At 39.3% G+C, this 19964-nt stretch carries 17 protein-coding genes; 5 read left to right on the top strand and 12 right to left on the bottom strand.

Annotated elements, in window-relative coordinates; all coding sequences use genetic code 11:
• Position 1: 1 nt before the first annotated feature.
• On the bottom strand, positions 2 to 682 hold the full coding sequence (locus tag BV902_RS10330) for a response regulator transcription factor (RefSeq protein WP_075991851.1): 681 nt from the start codon (positions 680 to 682) through the stop codon (positions 2 to 4).
• A gap of 233 nt (positions 683 to 915) precedes the next feature.
• Here BV902_RS10330 and BV902_RS10325 point away from each other — a divergent pair, with 233 nt between their 5' ends.
• Entirely contained in the window at positions 916 to 1305 is a 390-nt protein-coding gene (locus tag BV902_RS10325) for a helix-turn-helix domain-containing protein (protein WP_075991850.1), read from the top strand.
• Between the two features lie 50 nt (positions 1306 to 1355).
• Positions 1356 to 2111, top strand: coding sequence for an SDR family oxidoreductase (locus BV902_RS10320; RefSeq protein ID WP_075991849.1), 756 nt, complete (start codon positions 1356 to 1358; stop codon positions 2109 to 2111).
• Positions 2112 to 2208: 97 nt separating this feature from the next.
• Here BV902_RS10320 and BV902_RS10315 read toward each other — a convergent pair whose 3' ends face one another.
• Positions 2209 to 2739 carry an NAD(P)H-dependent oxidoreductase gene (locus tag BV902_RS10315; protein ID WP_075991848.1) on the bottom strand — a complete coding sequence of 177 codons (531 nt, stop codon included), beginning with the start codon at positions 2737 to 2739 and terminating at the stop codon, positions 2209 to 2211.
• 154 nt (positions 2740 to 2893) lie between these two features.
• Between BV902_RS10315 and BV902_RS10310 the strand changes: the two genes are divergently transcribed.
• Positions 2894 to 3256 carry a winged helix-turn-helix transcriptional regulator gene (locus BV902_RS10310; RefSeq protein WP_075994710.1) on the top strand — a complete coding sequence of 121 codons (363 nt, stop codon included), beginning with the start codon at positions 2894 to 2896 and terminating at the stop codon, positions 3254 to 3256.
• A 29-nt stretch (positions 3257 to 3285) separates the two neighbouring features.
• On the opposite strand, the gene BV902_RS10305 is transcribed toward BV902_RS10310, so the two are convergent.
• The 6 genes from BV902_RS10305 to BV902_RS10280 all read right to left on the bottom strand — a co-directional run bounded on the left by BV902_RS10305 (position 3286) and on the right by BV902_RS10280 (position 14211).
• Positions 3286 to 3783 (bottom strand): DinB family protein, encoded by a 498-nt coding sequence (locus BV902_RS10305; RefSeq protein WP_075991847.1) that lies wholly within the window; start codon positions 3781 to 3783, stop codon positions 3286 to 3288.
• 375 nt (positions 3784 to 4158) lie between these two features.
• Positions 4159 to 5841, bottom strand: coding sequence for a glycoside hydrolase family 32 protein (locus tag BV902_RS10300; protein ID WP_172840663.1), 1683 nt, complete (start codon positions 5839 to 5841; stop codon positions 4159 to 4161).
• Positions 5842 to 6088: 247 nt separating this feature from the next.
• A complete protein-coding gene (locus BV902_RS10295) occupies positions 6089 to 7504 on the bottom strand; it encodes a Gfo/Idh/MocA family protein (RefSeq protein ID WP_075991845.1) in 1416 nt (471 codons plus the stop codon).
• 11 nt (positions 7505 to 7515) lie between these two features.
• Positions 7516 to 8907: a 3-keto-disaccharide hydrolase gene (locus tag BV902_RS10290; RefSeq protein ID WP_075991844.1), complete on the bottom strand. Its 1392-nt coding sequence runs from the start codon at positions 8905 to 8907 to the stop codon at positions 7516 to 7518.
• A 248-nt stretch (positions 8908 to 9155) separates the two neighbouring features.
• On the bottom strand, positions 9156 to 11033 hold the full coding sequence (locus tag BV902_RS10285) for a RagB/SusD family nutrient uptake outer membrane protein (protein ID WP_075991843.1): 1878 nt from the start codon (positions 11031 to 11033) through the stop codon (positions 9156 to 9158).
• A gap of 10 nt (positions 11034 to 11043) precedes the next feature.
• Positions 11044 to 14211 carry a SusC/RagA family TonB-linked outer membrane protein gene (locus tag BV902_RS10280; RefSeq protein ID WP_075991842.1) on the bottom strand — a complete coding sequence of 1056 codons (3168 nt, stop codon included), beginning with the start codon at positions 14209 to 14211 and terminating at the stop codon, positions 11044 to 11046.
• 997 nt (positions 14212 to 15208) lie between these two features.
• On the opposite strand from BV902_RS10280, the gene BV902_RS10275 reads away from it, so the two are divergent.
• Positions 15209 to 15694 (top strand): hypothetical protein, encoded by a 486-nt coding sequence (locus BV902_RS10275; RefSeq protein ID WP_075991841.1) that lies wholly within the window; start codon positions 15209 to 15211, stop codon positions 15692 to 15694.
• Between the two features lie 32 nt (positions 15695 to 15726).
• Here BV902_RS10275 and BV902_RS10270 read toward each other — a convergent pair whose 3' ends face one another.
• On the bottom strand, positions 15727 to 16299 hold the full coding sequence (locus tag BV902_RS10270) for a Crp/Fnr family transcriptional regulator (protein ID WP_237242084.1): 573 nt from the start codon (positions 16297 to 16299) through the stop codon (positions 15727 to 15729).
• 278 nt (positions 16300 to 16577) lie between these two features.
• Here BV902_RS10270 and BV902_RS10265 point away from each other — a divergent pair, with 278 nt between their 5' ends.
• Positions 16578 to 17072, top strand: coding sequence for an STM3941 family protein (locus BV902_RS10265; protein WP_075991839.1), 495 nt, complete (start codon positions 16578 to 16580; stop codon positions 17070 to 17072).
• A gap of 138 nt (positions 17073 to 17210) precedes the next feature.
• Here the strand turns inward: BV902_RS10265 and BV902_RS10260 are convergent, their stop codons facing one another.
• From BV902_RS10260 to BV902_RS10250, 3 genes are all read right to left on the bottom strand, one after another.
• A complete protein-coding gene (locus BV902_RS10260; RefSeq protein WP_237242082.1) occupies positions 17211 to 18362 on the bottom strand; it encodes an AAA family ATPase in 1152 nt (383 codons plus the stop codon).
• Positions 18320 to 19018 carry an RNA ligase family protein gene (locus BV902_RS10255; RefSeq protein WP_075991837.1) on the bottom strand — a complete coding sequence of 233 codons (699 nt, stop codon included), beginning with the start codon at positions 19016 to 19018 and terminating at the stop codon, positions 18320 to 18322. The genes BV902_RS10260 and BV902_RS10255 overlap by 43 nt, the downstream gene beginning before the upstream one ends.
• Positions 19019 to 19286: 268 nt before the next feature.
• The gene (locus BV902_RS10250; protein WP_075991836.1) at positions 19287 to 19961 is read right to left on the bottom strand and encodes a LytR/AlgR family response regulator transcription factor; all 675 of its coding nucleotides are present in this window, start codon (positions 19959 to 19961) and stop codon (positions 19287 to 19289) included.
• Between the last annotated feature and the right edge of the window lie 3 nt (positions 19962 to 19964).

The following is a 19964-nucleotide window of genomic DNA, read 5'->3' as shown; positions in this document are numbered from 1 at the left end:
GTCAGTCCGTTGTAAGCATATAACCGACTCCTTTCACCGTTTTGATAATGGAAGTATCGCTCCCTTCATCAACCTTGCCTCTTAGATAAGAAACGTACACATCGACGACATTGGTGCTGTTATCAAAATCGATTCCCCAAACGGCCTGCAAGATTGCAGTCCGTGAAAGCGTCTTATTTCGATTTTCGATCAGATACTTAAATAGTTTAAATTCTTTGGGAGAGAGATCGACATTTTTACCATTCTTATGAACTTCATAACGTTCAAGATCCACTTTTAAATCACGAATTTCTACGCTACTGTCCTTTGGCACGTTTTTATAATTGTCCCGGCGTACCAGGGCTTTGATACGACTCACCAATTCCTTAAAGGAAAACGGCTTGACGAGATAGTCATCGGCACCACTTTCCAAGGCCTCGACCTTATCTTCAATCTCCCCTAAAGCACTCAAAATCAATATCGGAATATGATTTTTTCGATACCTGACCATCTTCGTAAACTGGATACCATCAATTCCGGGCAACATGATATCAAGTACAATAATATCCAAAGAATCTGCATTGATCCATTCACGTGCAGATTCCGCAGATTCAACTAAAATGACCTGATGCCCCATTTCTTCCAGACCTTTCACCACAAAGCTGCTAATCCGGCGATCGTCCTCTACTAAAAGTATCTGCATATTATACGCTGTTTATTTTTATGCGGGATTATAAAAATTGCGAATTCCTCCCGGAATTCTACAAGTATACGAATTTACAATTTAATCGTCCGGTAATCCACAGCCCCCTTCTCCATAAATCCTCTAAGCTAATTTTTAGACATACATCCAATCAACACGAATCTATTTTGGATAAACTATTTCGTATAGTCCAAATTGGTTATATTTAACCTAACAACTCGAAAAAGATTAAGATGAATACAGTATTGCCTCCCAATAAGAAAAGACGTGAAGAAATTACGATAAAATATTTTGAGTTACTGGATCGTCATCTGGCGGAATTGATCAGCGGAGTCAGTATAGAAATGCTGGAGCTTCAGGACATCGCAAACATACTTTGTATCTCACAAAAGCATCTCATCAAGATAATACAGGAAACGTCAGGGAATCACCCTTGTCATTTTTATGTACAAAAAATATTGACCTGCACCAAGAGCCTACTCGCTAATAACGAGTTAACCATATCGGAGATCGCACAAAGGCTGACCTATGACCCTTCCAACTTCACCAAATTTTTCAAAAAATATGAGGGCATGTCCCCTTCACAATTTCGTCAATTGCAAAAAGCGAAAAGTTCACCATAACGGAGCCCTTAACATTTGTGAAATTTGCTATAATCAAAATTTAAATTATTATGGCAAGAAATGATGTAAAAGGAAAAGTTGTCCTCATTGCTGGAGGTGCAAAAAATCTTGGTGGATTATTAAGTCGGGATTTTGCAGCTAAAGGGGCAAAACTGGTAATCCATTACAACAGTGAGAACACCAAAGCAGACGCTGACCAAACACTGGAAGCGGTAAAATCCGCAGGTGCAGAAGCAATATTAGTCCAAGCTGACCTGACCAAAATTGAACATATCACGAAACTTTTTGATGTTGCTATTGAGCAGTTTGGTGGTGTAGATATTGCAATAAATACCGTTGGTAAAGTCTTGAAAAAGCCAATTGTGGATACCACAGTCGAAGAATATGACAGCATGAGCGATATCAATTCAAAAGTTGCCTATTTTTTTATTCGGGAAGCGGGTAAAAAACTGAATGCAAATGGCAAAATCTGTACTATTGTAACCTCATTATTGGCAGCCTATACAGGATTATACTCTACTTATGAAGGACTGAAGGCTCCAGTTGAACATTTTACCAGAGCTGCATCAAAAGAATTTGGTGAACGAGGAATCTCGGTTACAGCTGTGGCCCCGGGGCCAATGGATACGCCTTTTTTCTACGGGCAGGAGAGCGAGGATGCTGTTGCCTACCACAAATCTGCATCAGCATTGGGCGGACTAACAGACATAAAAGACATTGCCCCCTTGGTGGAGTTTTTGGTCACCGATGGCTGGTGGATAACGGGGCAGACAATATTTGCCAATGGTGGTTATACAACACGCTAGAACAAAAAAAGAAAGCATCCTTTTCAGGATGCTTTCTAGGTAAACATCTTTTTGAAGGATTCGCCAATAACGATAATTTTGCCTTCATATTTATGGACTAAAACTGCTCCAAAAAACTGAGATACCGCGAAACACTTTGCGCTATCCATTCTTTGGATGACTCTTTTTCTATTCCGTAAAAGACGAAAGGCTTTTGATAATTCGCTTTAACATAGTCAAAAGTAATTTCAAAAGGACTTGTTAATTGCTCTATGCTATATTTATACTTACCCGTAACCCCATACTCCTGCTCGTCAATCCCAGCCGAAATCGCTAATGCGATTTTCTTTCCTTCCAGTTTATACCCACTTTTTTTACCGTAAGCCCACCCGTAGGTAAGCACCTCATCCAACCACTGCTTAAAAAAAGGCGGACAGTTAAACCAATAAAAGGGGAATTGAAATACAATTTTATCATATTTCTCCATCATCTGCTGTTCAGCCACGACATCAATTTTACCATCCGCATAGACTTGGTGCAACTGATGGATATCATAACGATCGGATTGGTTTTCCAATGCCTCAACCCAACTTTTATTCACGAGGGAGGTGGCAAAATTAGGGTGAATAACGACTATTAATGTTTTCATATTTTTATTTATGTATCTATGCACAAGTCACCAGGTCTAGCCAATTCATTGCGGCAATTTTAATAAACGACATGACTGTGATTTAAAAGTAGCGACATAATTCTTATTTTGCCCTATCCGTAACCCAATGTTAGGTACTATAAAAAATGTGCGTATGACTAAAATCAAGACGAGTTCCACTAACTTTTCAAATAAAAAGCAACTTGAGCGTAATTGCCCCGAAGTCTTTGCCGCTAATGTGATTGGCGGTCAATGGGCGCTAGCCATTTGTTGTTATCTCATCAATGGCGCACTACGTTATTCTGAAATCAAAAAATGTTTACCTGGTATCACTGAACGTATGCTCACCCTACAATTGCGAAAGCTGGAAGAGGATAACATTATAAAACGTACTGTATATGCAGAGGTACCGGCACGTGTACTCTATGAGCTGACTGCGCTGGGTTATGAACTCAAACCAATTATTCAAGAACTTGGGAAATGGGGAGAAAAGTTACAACAAGTTCAAAAATCATAACGTCTAGCGGACAAAAATATAGTTTGTTTTTAATTGATACATCGTGCCGTTACCAGTAATTGGCCAACATGGCGCTGTGCATGCTCAGCAGCGTGGAACAACAAACCAATCAAGGTCGTAGGGATCCGTTTTCTACCCAAAAAACGCACTTCCGTCAAGGTTTCCGGATCAATTAACGCTAGTTTTTGCACGGATTGCTGAATCTGTCGGTGTAAGTTTTCTACAAGCGCTGTTACGCTCACATCGCTATTTTCTATACCTTCCTTATAGAGGTCGTCAAATTGCTCATCCGACAAGGGCTTATTTTCGGCATAAGTAAACATGCGATCGATCACCCCACGAATATGTTTCAGGTGAAAACCTATACTGGCACTGCCCCCCGGTTTTGTCCAGAGATGCGCTGAGGACAGCTGCTTAGTATACTTTAAAATATCCTCATCAACCTGCAAGAGTGCATGAGCAACAGGTTGGAGAAGAGCAGGAACCCCTTCAATAGGTCCACGCATCCATACTTCTAAATTTTCCATGTTTCTAAAATAGCTAATTGTCTACAACTGATGCTTTTTAAAGTCCACGAAGCCAAAGCGTGCAAAAAGAATACAGCGAACAGTCCGTTTTCGTTAAAAAATACAGTTTACTCCTATAAAAATAGGTACTTCCAATAGCTTGTTTAAAGAAGATTAAATTATTTTTTAAAATAAATTTGCATAGTGTAGGAAATACACTTATCTTTGTATCATCATAATTTAGGTTTATAATTGGTTATTTAAGGTTTTCATTCTCCCCGTTTGAAAACCTTTTTTTTATAAATGAACAAAAAAATATAGTCTTCCAGCACTATTTTTATCATCCTACCGAATTGACAAAAACAGTCTCTCCATTATTGCTATATCATAAAAGTGTTATTTAATCCATATACCGTCAAGGGTATAGAGGTCAGCAGATTCCAATACGGCTTCACCATTAAAAGCTACCAGCTGATAAGTTAAATTATTCCGATCAAAATTATAATTTATAGGCATATAAACTTCGCCATTTTGTGCGAAAAGCTCGAGTCCTGTCCGATCGACAAGCAACTTCAATGCGAGTTTTTTATTTCGCAGCGGTACCTGGGCCCTTACATTATCAACAAGGAGCTCTTCGGTCGAAACGTTATAATTAATTGCCAAGCCCCTCACATTGATCTGAATATTTTTGGCTTGTTGTGGATCGATGACCAAATCCAATTCAGCAATTTCAGCGTTGAACTGCTGAAACAAACTTGAATCGTTCGAACTAATTTTCTTTCGGCTGATGCTGAGTTTTTCTTTTCTTAATTTTTGCAATTCTGTCACCGGCTCCCGAAAAAGGCGAATACCCTTTTCCGTACTTTTCAATTTGAGTTCCATTGGAATACTCATGGATTGATTAAAAGCGAAGTTCCCTTGATTTGTATGTGTGCGCCACCAGCCGATTTCAATACGTCGCTTCTTCGGTTCATTGCTAAAAGTTTGCGCGGCATAATAATCACGACCATATTGACTAAACAGGCGCTCGATCTCAGGATGAAAAGATTTTCCATCAAACTCTCCGATCGCATATTGGCTATTAGCCCCCGTCAAAACCCATTTTTTATTGTTCGGGTTACCGTCTACCGCTAATTCAAAGAATTCGGGACACTCAAATAAATAACGGTCATTACCCCGCCCGCCTTTTATTTTGCTCGCAAATGTCCACATTTTCAAATCCTTTGAGGTAAAAATCTGCATCGTGTGTTGTTCCTGGTCCTCTTCAACATAAAGTACAAGTACCCATTGCTTTGAGGGGCCATACCAAATTACCTTCGGATCTCGGTTTCCTGCTGTTATTTTATCCAAAATATGGTTTGGCATTTTCTCAAATTTCTGACCATCCAAGCTGTATGCCAATCCCTGTCCCCATGATTTCTCCGCAGCCGTATAAAACAGGATCATAGGGCTTGTTACACCATTTTTTCCAAAACCAGCGGTATTGTTACTATCCACTACAGCTCCACCGCTAAACATGACGCCAGATTCGTCTGGATATAAAGCCTCTCCCAATTCCTTCCAATGTAACAGATCGGAGGACACGGCATGCCCCCAATGCATATTGCCCCAATTGGTTCCATAGGGATTATGTTGAAAAAACAGGTGATATTGTCCATTAAAAAAGACCAGACCATTCGGATCGTTCAACCAACCTCTCTTGGCCGAAAAATGAAATTGTCCCCTCCGATCTTCAGCATAGACCTTATCGTTATCATCGGTATCACTCTGTGCAATAGGATTAAACAAAGGAATTTCTTTGTCTGATGTATTTGACACCACCTTAAGATGCTGTCCCTTCCACTTCCCTATATCAAGATAGGCTATCCAATCATAGGTACTATCAGCTAGTTCGGCATCAAACCACCTTACTTTATCATTTCCCAGCCATACCTCCACATGACGTTTGGGAGCACCATTTTTAATTGGAATTTTAAGATACCGATGGGTTGCCTGAAAAGATTGGGTTGATGAATTTTGACCATTGGCATTAAGGATCAATGCTACGATGCCTATAAAGAGCAGGGATACTTTATACATGACGTTAAGGTTTAAAAAATTGAATTGCTGCATCACAAATATACCTAAGGGAAGAGAATTACACTCTACTAGGGCTGATCAAAATAGCGCTGATTTGTCTCAATTTGTTTGGGATTATCATGCTCTTTCCACCTCTTTTATATAATGAGCAAGCAAATCGTATATTTCAGGAAAGACTTTTCATTTCAAAAACAAAAAGGGCAATGTTCACATTGCCCTTTACTTTCTATGCCCAGTTACTGGTGCATTACATCTTATAATACTGCTCCCAGCCTCTCGCAGGTGGAGGTCCAGCTAAGAGTGCATTGGCAAACTTATCATTAGTCACTTCTTTTGTCTGTGTATTCAAGATCAATTTACTGTTTAAGCGTTGTGCAATTACACCCAAACAAAATACTTGGCTCAGAGGACCTGCAATTTCAAAAGCCGAGCGGGTCTTTTCTTCGCCTTTACAACCTTTTAAGAAATTAGCAAAGTGATTTGACGGTGATTGTGGCACTTCCGGTAACCGAGACTCCATTTCCTTGGCTTTCGCTGCTGGAATAATCTGCAAGGTACTAGCATGAGAACCACCTTTAAATATCAAATCCTTGCTATAGATAATTTTCCCAGGATTTAATTTGGCGGGTTCCAATTTCCCTGTACTTGGTGCAGGAATATTAGGATCCAGTCCGGATACACCGTAGCCTTCCGGTATAGGTGGCAAATTATCCAGTCCATCATACCAATTGATATCTACTGCTGGCATCTTTTTCCTTTTTGGAAAATGAAATTTCAAGGTCGAAGACATGGGGAAAAAATAGGAATTATACCCATCGAGCTTCACAGCGGACACTTCTGTAGGCAGCCCCAAATCTAAAAATTCATGCGCTGTATCCAATATATGTGCACCCCAATCACCCAATGCCCCCATTCCAAAATCATACCAACAGCGCCATTGACCATTCACAAAATCCTTATTATAATTATGGCCTATGGTCTGCATTTGCCAAAGATCCCAATCTAATGTTTCGGGCACCATTTCAGCGGCAGGAAAACCCTTCATATTCACATCCCAGCCATGCCATCTACGCGGCATATTCATGTGCGCATCGATGCGCGTCACATCCTTAATAATACCGGCATCTTTCCAGGCTTTAAACTGAAAGTAATTTGCTTCGGAGTGCCCTTGATTTCCCATTTGGGTAGCAAGTTTAGGGTTTTTCCGAGCTTTATTTGCCATCAGTTCAACTTCAAGGAATGTTCTCGCCATTGGTTTTTCCACGTAAACATGTTTACCCAAGTCCAGTGCAAGCATTGTTATGGCAAAGTGTGAGAAATCGGGAGTTCCGACACTTACAGCATCGATCTGATTTCCCATTTTGTCAAACATCACTCTAAAATCCTTAAACTTAGGTGCATCAGGAAACAAGCCCAAAATTTCCTGTGTATGTTTCGCGCCAAGATCTACATCACATAGCGCGACAATATTACAGAGTCCTGTTTTATACAGCTCTTTAATGATTTCTGCGGCCCTATTTCCTAAGCCTACACAAGCTAAGTTGACACGCTCATTTGGTTTAGCCAAACTGACATTTCCCAATACACTATTGGATAGCATAACCGCTCCTGCAGCGATAACAGACTGTTTAACAAAGCTTCTGCGCGATAAATAATGATTCATAAGAGATAAGCTTAATTGGGTGTATTGATTTTTATACTGCGAAAAGAAACCCGATCACCATGATCCTGCAAAAGAATAAAGCCTTCCTTAGCTTCCCCAAAGTTCTCCCAATCTTTATATTTGCTGATCTGAACCAAATCTTTAAACGCTTTGGAGCCCCGCTCATAAGACAACATCTTAATTCCATTTAAATAATGTTCCACTTTGTTATCTGCTGTGACCACAACTCTACCTCTATTCCACTCACCGATGGGTCTGCGCGCACGCTCGTCACGATTGGATGTGATGAGATCGTAAAGCGATGCCAATGTACGATTTCCGTCTCGTCCCAATTTCGCATCAGGGTGTAAAGCATCATCCAGTACTTGATATTCCAAACCAATAGCGGATCCTTTTGATTTTTCTTTTAAAGTCACAAAATACTTAACACCGCTATTCGCTCCCGGACTAAGCTTAAATTCAAATGAGAGATCAAACACGGCGTATTTATCTTTTGTGACGATGTCACCGCCATTGGTTGACTCCCCTCCGTCGGATTTCAGGACAGTCATTTGCCCATCTTTAACTTCCCAACCACGTTCTGGAAATTTATCGCCGTGTATGCTCCGCCAGCCCTTATTGGTTTTACCGTCAAATAAGAGCTTAACTCCTTTTTTCTTTTCGGCATCTGCCAAATCATTGGGCTTCAGATTAACGATATAAAGGTCTTTCGGAAAGCCTTTTGATTTGAGGTCAGTTGTTTTTATTTTAATATTCTTAAAATAAACTTTCTTTCCATCCAATTGCGGTGGAATACCATGTACCTGTAATCCGATAAAACCTGTTCTATCGATCGTGTCAACGACATAAGCTACAGGAATATCATTGATCCAAGTACGCAGCTCGTCGCCGACTGCTTCTATTCGGATATGATTGAATTCCTCTGCTTTATAGGCTTTTTTTGCATTTTCATTTAAATCAAGTGGATAAATCCATCCACGACGCGCCTCGTCATATATTCCACCCGTCCATGCACGTGAAGAGGGGTCTATTTCAACTTGCCTTCCATATACGCGTCCGCGCCCATCATTAGCCTTTGGATCAAGATGGCTCCGTGTCTGAATACCTGAGTTTGTTTCGTTGCCTTCAAGTTTAACATCCAGTTCCAATATGAAATCACCATACTCTTTTTCAGTGATCAAAAAAGAATTGGGCGTACCTTTTGTCATTCTGCCGACAATAGCATCACCTTCAATAGAATAGGGAGCTTTTCCTCCGACGGATTTCCAGCCATTCAGCGTTTTTCCATCAAAAAGGTTTGTCCAACCTTTCTCATTACTTTTATCTGTCTGGGCATACGATAATACAGCATTGCTAACGATCGCTGCCATCACAACAGATTTAAATAGTGTATTTCTTTTCATTGTAAAATTTGATCTTGAGTCTATCGACCCGGTTTATTTATTCATCATTGGTTCGTCAATCATAACACGTTCGGGACCATACTAGCGAAAGCCAGGAGACGATGCTACACTTCACTTTCACGCCAAACAGGGCCCCATTTACTTATTGGCTATTGATTCAATTGACTTAATAAAACAAGATATTAATTAATATAAGTGAAATGAATCAAATGATGTGATTTATTTACGAAAACGTTTGAAAACACTTGTTACTTATCTTCAACCACTAACGGCGTTTTATTTTTCTCGGCTCCCGGATAACCTATATTTTGATTGATAACACCTTTGATATTTGTATTAATTGCATTGGCAGGCACAGGCCATAAGATATGGTGCACACTAATTTTATATTCGGCCCATTTATGTTTGACCCCTTTGTTATAGAAATTACTTTTGGCAACCACTCTATCGTACCAGAAATTAACTCCAGCTTGTTTAATATTCGCATTCGTTCCACCTGGACCACTAATCTGTTTTAAATCATAAACACGGCCACCAAAAATTTCACATGGTTTTCGGGTTTTTGCGTAAATATAGGCAATCCTTACAAGCTCAATATGCCTGTTTTCTTCATAATACAACTCACGTGCACGCTCATCTAATAGCTCACCGATATTGATTTCGCCTGCTGTCAGCTGTGACGCACCGGCGCGTTGACGGACTTCGTTAATGGCAATGGCAGCCTGACCAAGATCATTTTTCCAATAGTAACTTTCTGCCAACAATAAATAGACTTCCGCAGAACGATAAATATACCATGGAGTTTCCCCGCCCTCCCATTGTGTTTGCAATGGGTCCGGTACAAATAATTTATAATGCGGCCAAGAGAACCATAGACGAATTGAATCCTCAACACTCATCCCTGCCGGTTTAACGAGATTTTTTCCATACCAGGGATTGCCGGTCTTTTTTAAGTTGGGCTCATTATATTTCAAATCTTCCATCTTTCTCCAACTATCCCGATTAAAAATCCCCCGCAAATCATTATCTTCTTTCCCAGATCTCCAAATCTGATTTGTAAAATACCAAGTTGGACGCAATCGTCCTATACCACGACCATAGTTCTTATTTAAATCCAATGAAAGATCAGTTTCATCCGCTGCTAATGATAGGCCTGTCCCCGTTTTTCCGTCCGGTGTTTTTATACCGCCGTTGTTCCAGAAAGGAACGCCATTACGCATTGTTCTTATGCGTGCAGAGCCATCAACTCCAGGATAAGAAACTACATACATTAAACCTTCGGTATTGGCCCCATCTAATTTTGCCTCAACACTATGAAGATCAAACATCAGATTGGTATTTGGTTTACTTTTATTCACCGTAAATCTGCTTTTCATAAGTGGATGAATAGCGACAATTTCTTTTCCAATAGCGATTGCCCGATCAAAATCTGCCAAAGCCATGCATACCTTCATCAACAATATACCACAAGCAGATTTGGAGGTACGTCCACGATCTACTTTTTCAGGTACCCATTGGTAGGCAAATTCCAGATCTTTACGTAATTTTTCGAGAATACTCCAACGATCGTAACTATAGAAATCATATTTTGGTTCATTTATCTCTTTGTCAATGAAGGGCACATCACCGAACTGGTGCACCAATTTAAAATAACGATAGGCACGTTGAAAATAAGCAGCTCCTAAAATCGCGTTTTTTTCATTTTGGTCTTTAAAAGTTCCTGCATCTATTCTTGAAATAATAAGATTGGCATATTTTATCCCCTTAAATCCCTCGTACCAATACCAACCGACTTTAGTTTTATCGTTGTGATTGAGGTCTGCATCGGGAAGCAGTGCAATATCCATATCCATTTGTGGACCAGCTTTATCTGTCGTACCTTCTACGGCTACTTCAGATTGAATAATCTCGGTCAAAATTGGTGCAGCATCGTCAAAAAATTCATGCCGCATATTTCTTTCACAGGCCGTTAAAGCGGAGTACATACCCTGCGCATCGGCTAGTGCAACATCAGGTTCATAGAAAGACAAAGGTTTCGGTTTAAGCCAATCCTTACTACAAGAAAATGTAAAAACAGCCATTGAACCAATACATAAACTAAATATTATATTTTTTTTCAATTTCATGATCTAAAAATTAAAGGGTAAGGTTTAAACTAAGATTATAGGTACGGGGAGCTGGGTCACCTACATCTGCCAATGCGTCACTTTTCCAGCTTCTTTCGGGGTCGCCAAATTTAAAATCTTTTGTCAAATAGGCTACATTTCTAACGGAAGCTGAAATACGAAGCTGCTGGATTCTTAACGATTGCAACAATGATTTCGGCAGATTATAGGAAAGCACCATATTGTCCAAACGCATAAAGGACATGTTGACATAGTTTGTACCATTATTTTTTGATCCAATACGCGCATAATCGTTGATCGGATTATCTGGCGTCCAGCGATCTAGCGCATAGTCCGTACTGCGATCCGCAAAATTACTATTGTTTGCTGCCTGGTTAAAGTCCCCATAATGCCCCCAATTGGAATAAATTAAAAATGAAAAACTCAGCTCTTTATAACGCAATTCATTTCGAAACGACCAGCGAAAACGCGGTGTTGTATACCCCTGAAATACACGATCGGCATCCGTTAAGACCCCATCTCCATTTTGATCTATATATTTAAAATCGCCAGGTTGGTTGCCGTATTTTGCTGCCATTTCCTCTTCCCCTAATTGCCAGATGCCATTTCGTTTGTAAGCCCATATCCGGTCGGGATCCTGTCCAATAAACCATCTATTTTTAACATCGTCCGCTTCCTTTTGGCCGACGATATTTCCCTCACTATCTTTTACGTCCACCATATCGCCATACAACTTCACGATTTTTCTCCGATTCAACATAAAGATCGCCGTAGCATTCCAACTAAAATCGCCCCTATTCATGATGTTACTATTCAAGGAAATATCAAAACCTTTATTTGAGAGCTCACCAAGATTGGCAGCAACACTGCTAAATCCGATAATTTCTGGCAATGCACGATCTACCAATAAATCCTGGGTTGTTGCCGTATAAAAATCCAGTGCACCACTCAGACGGCCATGGAAGATTGAAAAGTCCAAACCGGCATTATACGAACTTTTACTCTCCCATTTTAAGCCCAAATTGGCCATTCTATTCACATATAACTGAGATGAAAGATAGAGGTTTCCACTCGCATCAATATAGGGATGTAACCCAGAGGTCATGTCGGAAAGAGCTTCGTAGCGCTCAATATCACGATTACCATTTCTTCCCCAAGAAAGCCGTAGCTTGCCATAATCCAACCAGGATTTGGTATTTTTCATAAAATCTTCTGCTGTAAAATCCCAGGCAAAAGCCAAGGCTGGAAAGGTTGCTCTTGGATTTTGAGCGCCAAAGGCTGAATACCCATCACGTCGCACAGAAGCTGTCAACATATAACGATCTTTAAAGGAATAAAACAAGCGAGCCATTAAGGCATCTCCGGTTTGATAGGTGTCTTCGCTTTCGTTCAATGGAATTGTACCGGCCTGTAAACGATGCCAACCAAGCACATCTGATGGTACAAATTGTGAAGTTTTGGCTTTAGTTTCCCAAGACTGCCCTTTCTCCGCATTTTGTAATAGGGTCACTTCAAAATTATGTACATCAAAACGTCGCTTCCAACGTAGCACGTTATCTAGCTGCCAATTATATACTTTTTTAAAAGTTCTTTCGCTACTTCCACCTCTCGCTTTCCATTCAGGATTTTTTGACGAATCATGATTATAATACTCCCGCCAACTGAAAGAAGGTGTAAAATTGGACTGTAATTCAATTCCAAAGGGCAAGGTAATTACACCATACAGACTCGAATTCAAAGTGTTATAATGATCCTTTCGATCCCTAAATTGATTATCAAAGAACGGGTTTACCGGAGTAACATCGCCTGTCGGCAGTCTTTGATAGATACTGGAAGGATCATCAAGATTATTTGATCCAAAGGGAGAAATCACCGCAGACTGTTTCCAATCGGATTTTAGAAAGCCCTCATTTCGAACTGCAAAGTTTGTATTCGCCCCGACTTTTAGATAGGATGTAATTTTAGTTTCGAGATTTAGTCGAGTTCTGAAATTTTTAAACCGACTTCCGACCACTACTCCCTCCCGGTCAACATGGTTTAAGGAAAAATAATAGTTAGCATTCTCACTACTATTCGATATTGCAACAGTATAATCCTGCTGGATCCCCTTTTGAAAAACCAAATCCTGCCAATCCGTAATCTTATTGTTCATGTAATTTTCAATTTCCGGAGTCTTTAGCTCCAATCGAGAAAGCCAAGACCTAATCAACTGATCCTCTGTTACATTTGTAACGGGGGTCTTTTGATCGTAATTATACCAGTCCAACTGATTGGTTCCACTGAGCAGTCTTGGGTCCACAAACATTTCGGGGTGCGCTTTAAGATAGTCGGCGGTTCTTCGGCCTACTTCAAAGTCATAGCGATATTTCAAAAACTCATCAGCGGTCATTACGCGTGGCATCCCTGCGCTTTCAACCATACCAAAATTTCCATTGAAAGTAATGCTCGGCTTCCCTTTTTTCCCTTTTTTTGTCGTTATTAAGATAACACCGTTGGCGGCCTTTGCACCGTACACAGCAGTAGCACTCGCATCTTTCAAAACATCAATAGACTGAATATCATTGGGATTAAGATCTGCAAATGTTCCATCGAATATAACGCCATCCACGACATTTAATGGGCTACTTCCCGCCTTTAATGTTCCTTTTCCCCTTACCTGTAGGCTAGCATCCCCTTTAGCAGAATTACCCTGGCCAATGATTAAGCCGGCGGCATTCCCCCTTAATAGATCCTGAACAGACCTGGGCGCTTCCTTTTCAAGCTTTTCGGTCTGCACCGAAACAATTGCGCCCGTCACATCCTTACGTTTGGCAGTTCCGTATCCAATAACGACGACTTCATCTAGATTCTCAGTAGATTCAGAAAGGGTGATCTCTATTTCCCTACCCACTTCTACGTCAAGTTCCTTGGACGAGTATCCCGTATGGGTAAAACTTAAAGTAACTTTAGCAGTACTTTGCTGCAATTTTAAACTAAAGCGACCGTAGCTATCTGTTAATGTACCCGTTGAAGTTCCCTTTACCAAAACGGTAACTTTCTCCAAAAAACGCCCATCATTTGTTTTGACGATACCCTTTAGTTCTTTTCCAGTTCCCTGTGAATAAACAATTCCTGTAGACAGCAATAGCATACACAAAAAAGAAAAACTAACGAAAATCAAACGATTAAATTTTCTCATAGATTAAGATTTATTGGTTATTAATAAATAAAACTATAAAAAGCCCAAAAACAAGGCCTTTTAGTCGTTAATATCAATTGGTTATTATTTAATTAACACAAAACAATAGTATTAATTAAGAAAATACAATCAAATCTTTTTAATCCATTTATTTACGAAAACGTTTGAATGACTATAAAAAACAAATCGCTGGATTCCGACAAGAGAAAGAGGACAGGTGCTACTTAAGTCCAAAAAAAACATTATACGAACAAAAAAAGCCCTCAACAGGCTTTTAAAGCAAATAAAATTTAAAAATAAATTGAGACAAAAGAGCATAGTTTTGACACAAAATGACATCTTTTTCAATTATAATTTCACTATCTTTTAAATTTAAATAAATTTAAATAAATTTAATTTAACGAAATAAATAACATGCACTTAATTAGACACAAGACCGAAATGACCGAGAAGTTTTCCTTAGCAAGAAAAACAAAGATCGCATGCATTGTCTATGTCCAGTCAAATGAAAAAATACGACTTGGGAACAACAGCATATTTCTGATGAGTTTGTCAAAACAGGTTTTCATCATTCGGCGTCAGAAGCAATTGGTTTATTGCCCTTGTCCAACATCGCCCTGCCCCAACCGTGTAAACAAGGTGGCTCCACATTGAAATCAGCTAAAAAAGTAGACTTAACCTAGGCCCAGACTACTTGCAGGAGGAGCTTGGTAACACGTTGGTAATAAAGCGAGCTCGAGAATAGGATTATATGTTCAATTCGTATTATTTTAGAAAAGCAAATAAAAACAATCAGTAAAAAATTTGGAGAATACGAAAATTATATACAACTTTAAAGCACAAACACCTGCTCTAAACAGGCTACAAATTAACAAAGGAAATTTTTTATTTTAAAACGAGGATTTTATCTTAGAATCGCTCATAGATAAAAGTCTAAATTAGTTTTTTTGCAGAAAAACTTACTTTTACTTAATGTACAAACAGTAGCATACAAAATATGACAACCAACCCCATTAAGGTATATACAGTAGTTTCAAAAGAAGTAAAAGAAGATCCAGATTTATTCACCAATCTGGAAGGTGTCTTCTCAACATATGAAAAAGCACAGGAATATATTGATCACTTTTTTGGTAATGCTAAATATGGTTATCGATCTATTGTTACGACCTATTTAGACCCCTTTCAGGAAGAAATCCAAAATAACGATTCTTATTATAGCATTTCATCTCAATTAATGGGGCCGTATCTAGAAGTTGAAATCTGTAAAACTTCTTTTGCTGTTGTCCTCTCCGAAGTTGAACAATTGCGTATCGATCCTGCCACCTCAGAGAAACCTTTGGAATTAAACCTGCACTGTTTTGCTGCTTCTGAGAATAAGGCAATGGAAAAATTCGAAAAATTGGCACAAGACTATGCAAAAGAACACAAACTTGAATTTCAAATTAGCCCTTTTCGCATTGCAGATTCGGACCAATGCTACTAACCTTCAATTGCAACGAGATTATAGCAGCAGATTCAGGGAAGTATTTTTTTACGGATTTCACTTAAATATTCTGGAGTAAATCCCAGATATGAAGCAATCAGGTATTGCGGAACACGTTTTACAAACTGAGGATATTTACGGAGCATATCATGGTAGAATTCCTCTTTAGATTTAGAGAATAGATATTTAACCCGCATTTGCGCAGCAGCATAAGCCCTTTGATAGACAAAGCGAAAATAACGCTCCATGATCGGAAATGCAGCAACCAATTTCTCTTGATTTTCTTGACTGATATAAACTAAATCTGAAGTCTCTACGGCCTGAATGTAAAATGACGTAACAAGCTTATGTTCGAAAGCCATATTGTCTGTAATCCACCAATTTTCTATTGCGAATTCAGTCGTTTGTTCCACTCCCTTTTCATTAACAAAGAATTTACGGAGAATACCTTTCAATACAAAAAAATGGTATCTGCACACTTGGCCCTCCTCCAGTATATTTTCTTTTTTCGCGACCGTTTTCGTCTTAAAGTAAAGCAATATTTCTTCTAATTCGATCGGATCGACATCGATAAATTTCTTTAAATGTTCTTTAAGTTTTTCCAACAGTCCATCACTTTATTATACAAACAAAGCTACTCATTCCTTTTATCAAAAAAAAGACACGCGGTACCATTTCAATTAAGCTCAATACGGAAGGGATGGCAAGATAAATTCAAGTAATACGAATAAGCACGAATCATAAATCGGAATAGTTTCAATGGCCTTTACCCCCTATCTTTATAACAGGCGCTCCAATAATATGATTAACAGATTGGAGCTATGATGAAAATGGCAGCCTCCATTTTTTGCGGAGTTTGTACTTTTTGAAAAAAGAGAAAGCAATGATCAAAATTAATTTTAGCAAAGGAAAAATTATCATCAGCATGCTGCTATGTTTTCTTCCAGCAGTCATTGGGTTGCATGCTTGGTTATACTATGATCTCATTTTTAAGCTAACCTCGACGATATGGATACTCGTTGCGGCAACGGTTTTTTATCTTCGACTACAACAGCTGAACCGCTATCGAAGAGGAGAGGCCGCACTCACGATAGATGAGCATACATTACTAAACAACAGCGTTTTGAAACCGCAGCAAATCCCTTGGACGGATATCGATTATTTTGTTACTGGTTTATATCGGACAAATTCTATTTTTATAAAATTAAATGACCTTTCATCGTTAAAAAAAGAAAAAACAAGCGGTCTAATTTATTTATTAAGCTTTATTGACCGCAATCTATCAACAAAACCTGCATCTTTTTGGATCGACATGGATGTCATCGATATCAAGGAAAAGGAGCTTTTATCTATGTTGCTACAGCGATTGAAAAAGTAGCTAAAAATTGCCTCTCTCTCCGAAAAAAGGTACTATATAAAAAAATCAGCCCCCTATCCAAATAAGTGGGCTGATTCGCAAAATCAATCAAAGATGCAGCACAGTCCTGCTTAAATACCCCCTACTTAAAAGCATCCGCTATGCCGTAATGTAGTGAACCTCATGCGCCTCTGTCAACTGCGGAACTTCCAAATTATGAAACATTTTATCCAAGACAACTTCTGGCAGTGGGTACTCCCTATCGCTATTCTGCGCGCGCCAAATCTTATAGGGTTTTTCAACGTACAACAATTTCACATAAGCTTGATAGCTTACGAAAAGATCGATCAATTGTTTTCGCATCTGGGAAGTTATATTGGTGGCATTCCAGATAAAATCCTGTCCACAGCGTAAGTATTTTTTTGCCTGCTCTTTTGCTTCCTGTACAACCCATCCGTTTCTCTTTTTATCAGTAGGATCAATGCGATATTTGCGTCTGATGTCATCCAAACTAATAACAGGAAGGTCGGTATTCATGGCTAAAATCTGATAATCTTTGCCCATTCCCGGCAAACCTGAAAGTACAGTCACCGTGGATTTGAATGTATCAAAAGGCACATAATCAACATAACTATTGTTTCCATTAAAATATGTAAATCGTGCATTTTCAGACAAAAAAGAACGCGTGGCATCCCAGCAGCCAATCTCTTTACTATACAGTTCGAACATATCCAATGCGTAGAGCAAAGCATCCAAATCGGCACAGTACCTTCCTTTAGCATCTGCTTCGGCCAACAACTTAAGCTGACCCATATTGACACTCAGTGACGCCTCCAAGGCGCTCTTCATTGGGTCGACTTTTTCCATCAACCACAATGGCAATCCATGATAGCGTACCAATGCGACAATTTCCTCCCGTAATGCAAAAGGGGTCTCCACATCACGAAATAAAATCTCCCGTGTGGTCTGCGCTCCTCTTTTAGCATGATTTGGAGAGCTGATACGACCATCTGCAGCGACAATTGTCGTCGATCTCTTCTCGACATCATGCAATAAAGCGGAAGCCCAGAGGAGCTCCTGCTTTTGGTAATCCAGATTCCGGTATTCAGGCAATGCTTCCAGCTGCTGTAATACCATTTGGGTATGAATCGCAACATTCCCTTCGGCATGATGTAAAGGGTCTTGTTGTACCTGTTCCATATCCCTGACCCAAGAAAATTGCTTCTCTAAAGCCGACCAATTCTTATTTAATGCTATTGTCCATTCCATTAGAAATCCCTCCTTTCCCAAATCATTTTTGTTCTTCGCCATGATTTTGTCCAATGTTCGTCGGTCTGCACATGCCCTTTTCTAACATATTTAAAAACATTGTGCTGGAATTCGCTGACGGCATATGCATCAGCATTCCTGCAGACTAACCCTTCCATCGTACATGCTTCTTCAGTTTTAGGGTCAAACGATCCGAATATAGAAGACTGCATGGCCAAATTTTCGACTGAACGCCGAAGTTCCAACTCAGTCAAATCCTTTACAATTTCGAGTTTTAAAACAGGTACAGTAGGAAAATCAAATAAACTGGCATAAAAAGTAACTTCTTCCCATGAAAGCCACTGATCTTTAATTCGAGCAGCAAAAACATAATAATAGTGCTCAAGTTGCACATATTCGATAGAATGCACAGCATAAAGATTTTCACCAAAAAACTCTAAATCATCCAGATCGTTTTTTAATCTAGACCAATGCTCCCGAAGCTGAGCCGTCCATGGCGACGTGGTTGGAGCTGCATGGGATCGTGCAAATACTCCACGCCGTGAAAGGCAATTATTTTCACCGTCTAATTTTTCTGTAAATAACAGTTTATGGAAAGATTGTATATCCTTCCAATAATGTTGATTAAAACGATCGTCGCTGCTTGTCCCTGGCGAAAATGGGAAATGATAGGTACGACCATATTTTGTTGATTCCATTTTTAAAATTTAAATCCATACTAAAAAATTGAAGATATAGGTATAGGATAAACAAATCGGGTACATCCCGTTGTTTACTTTCTTCCTAAATATCGACAATGCATTACATGACTTTAAATTTTAAAAATTGACAACACTAATGATCTATTGCTACAAAAGTATTAAATTTATCTTAAAAACATAAACACGTTCCCTTAACCTTTTGACAGCGCAACCCCTTCCCTACTTTCTAATCAGCCCTGACTTATCAAAAAATGCGTATTTAGCATTAATATAATTTCAATTCAGTATACGTTGTTCCAATGGGAATAACCCGGTCTGTTACCCAAATTTGGGTTTTGTCGAACTTAATCATTTTACTTCGTGCGACGATAAATGCTCTATGGCAACGAACAAATTCGTTCTTCGGGAGCAGTTCCAGCAGCTCGCTAATGGTAATTCTGGAGCTAATACATTTATCGCTCAAATGTATCTGGGTGTAATTACCTGATGCTTCAATATAAAGGATACGATCAATTTCAACTTTAACATGTTCATAGCCATCTTTCACGAACAGATAGTCTTTGTTATGCTGTAGCTTTTTTGCCCGAAGGCTATACAATTCGTTCGCCTTGTTGCAGGCTTTCAAAAACCTGCTCATAGAAAATGGTTTAAGCAAGTAATCGATGGCATCGAGCTCGAAACTCAATAGCGCATGCTCAGAATAAGCCGTCGTAAAAATCACCATTGGCGAAGTATTCAAACTCCGCAGAAACTCTATGCCTGAAATATCGGGCATTTTTATATCTAAAAAGATAAGGTCCACCTGCTCCTTCTGGAGATAATCAATCGCCATAAACGCATCCGTAAATGTACTTTTTAATTCAATAAAAGGGACTTTAGCTATATGGTGTTCAATAACCTGCAATGCCACAGGTTCATCATCTATCGCGATGGCTATCATAAC

This window comes from Sphingobacterium sp. B29 (assembly GCF_001952815.1).
Taxonomy (GTDB): Bacteria; Bacteroidota; Bacteroidia; order Sphingobacteriales; family Sphingobacteriaceae; genus Sphingobacterium; species Sphingobacterium siyangense.
The sequence above is the reverse complement of the archived record's forward strand: the minus strand, read 5'-3'. Positions and strand labels throughout refer to the sequence as shown.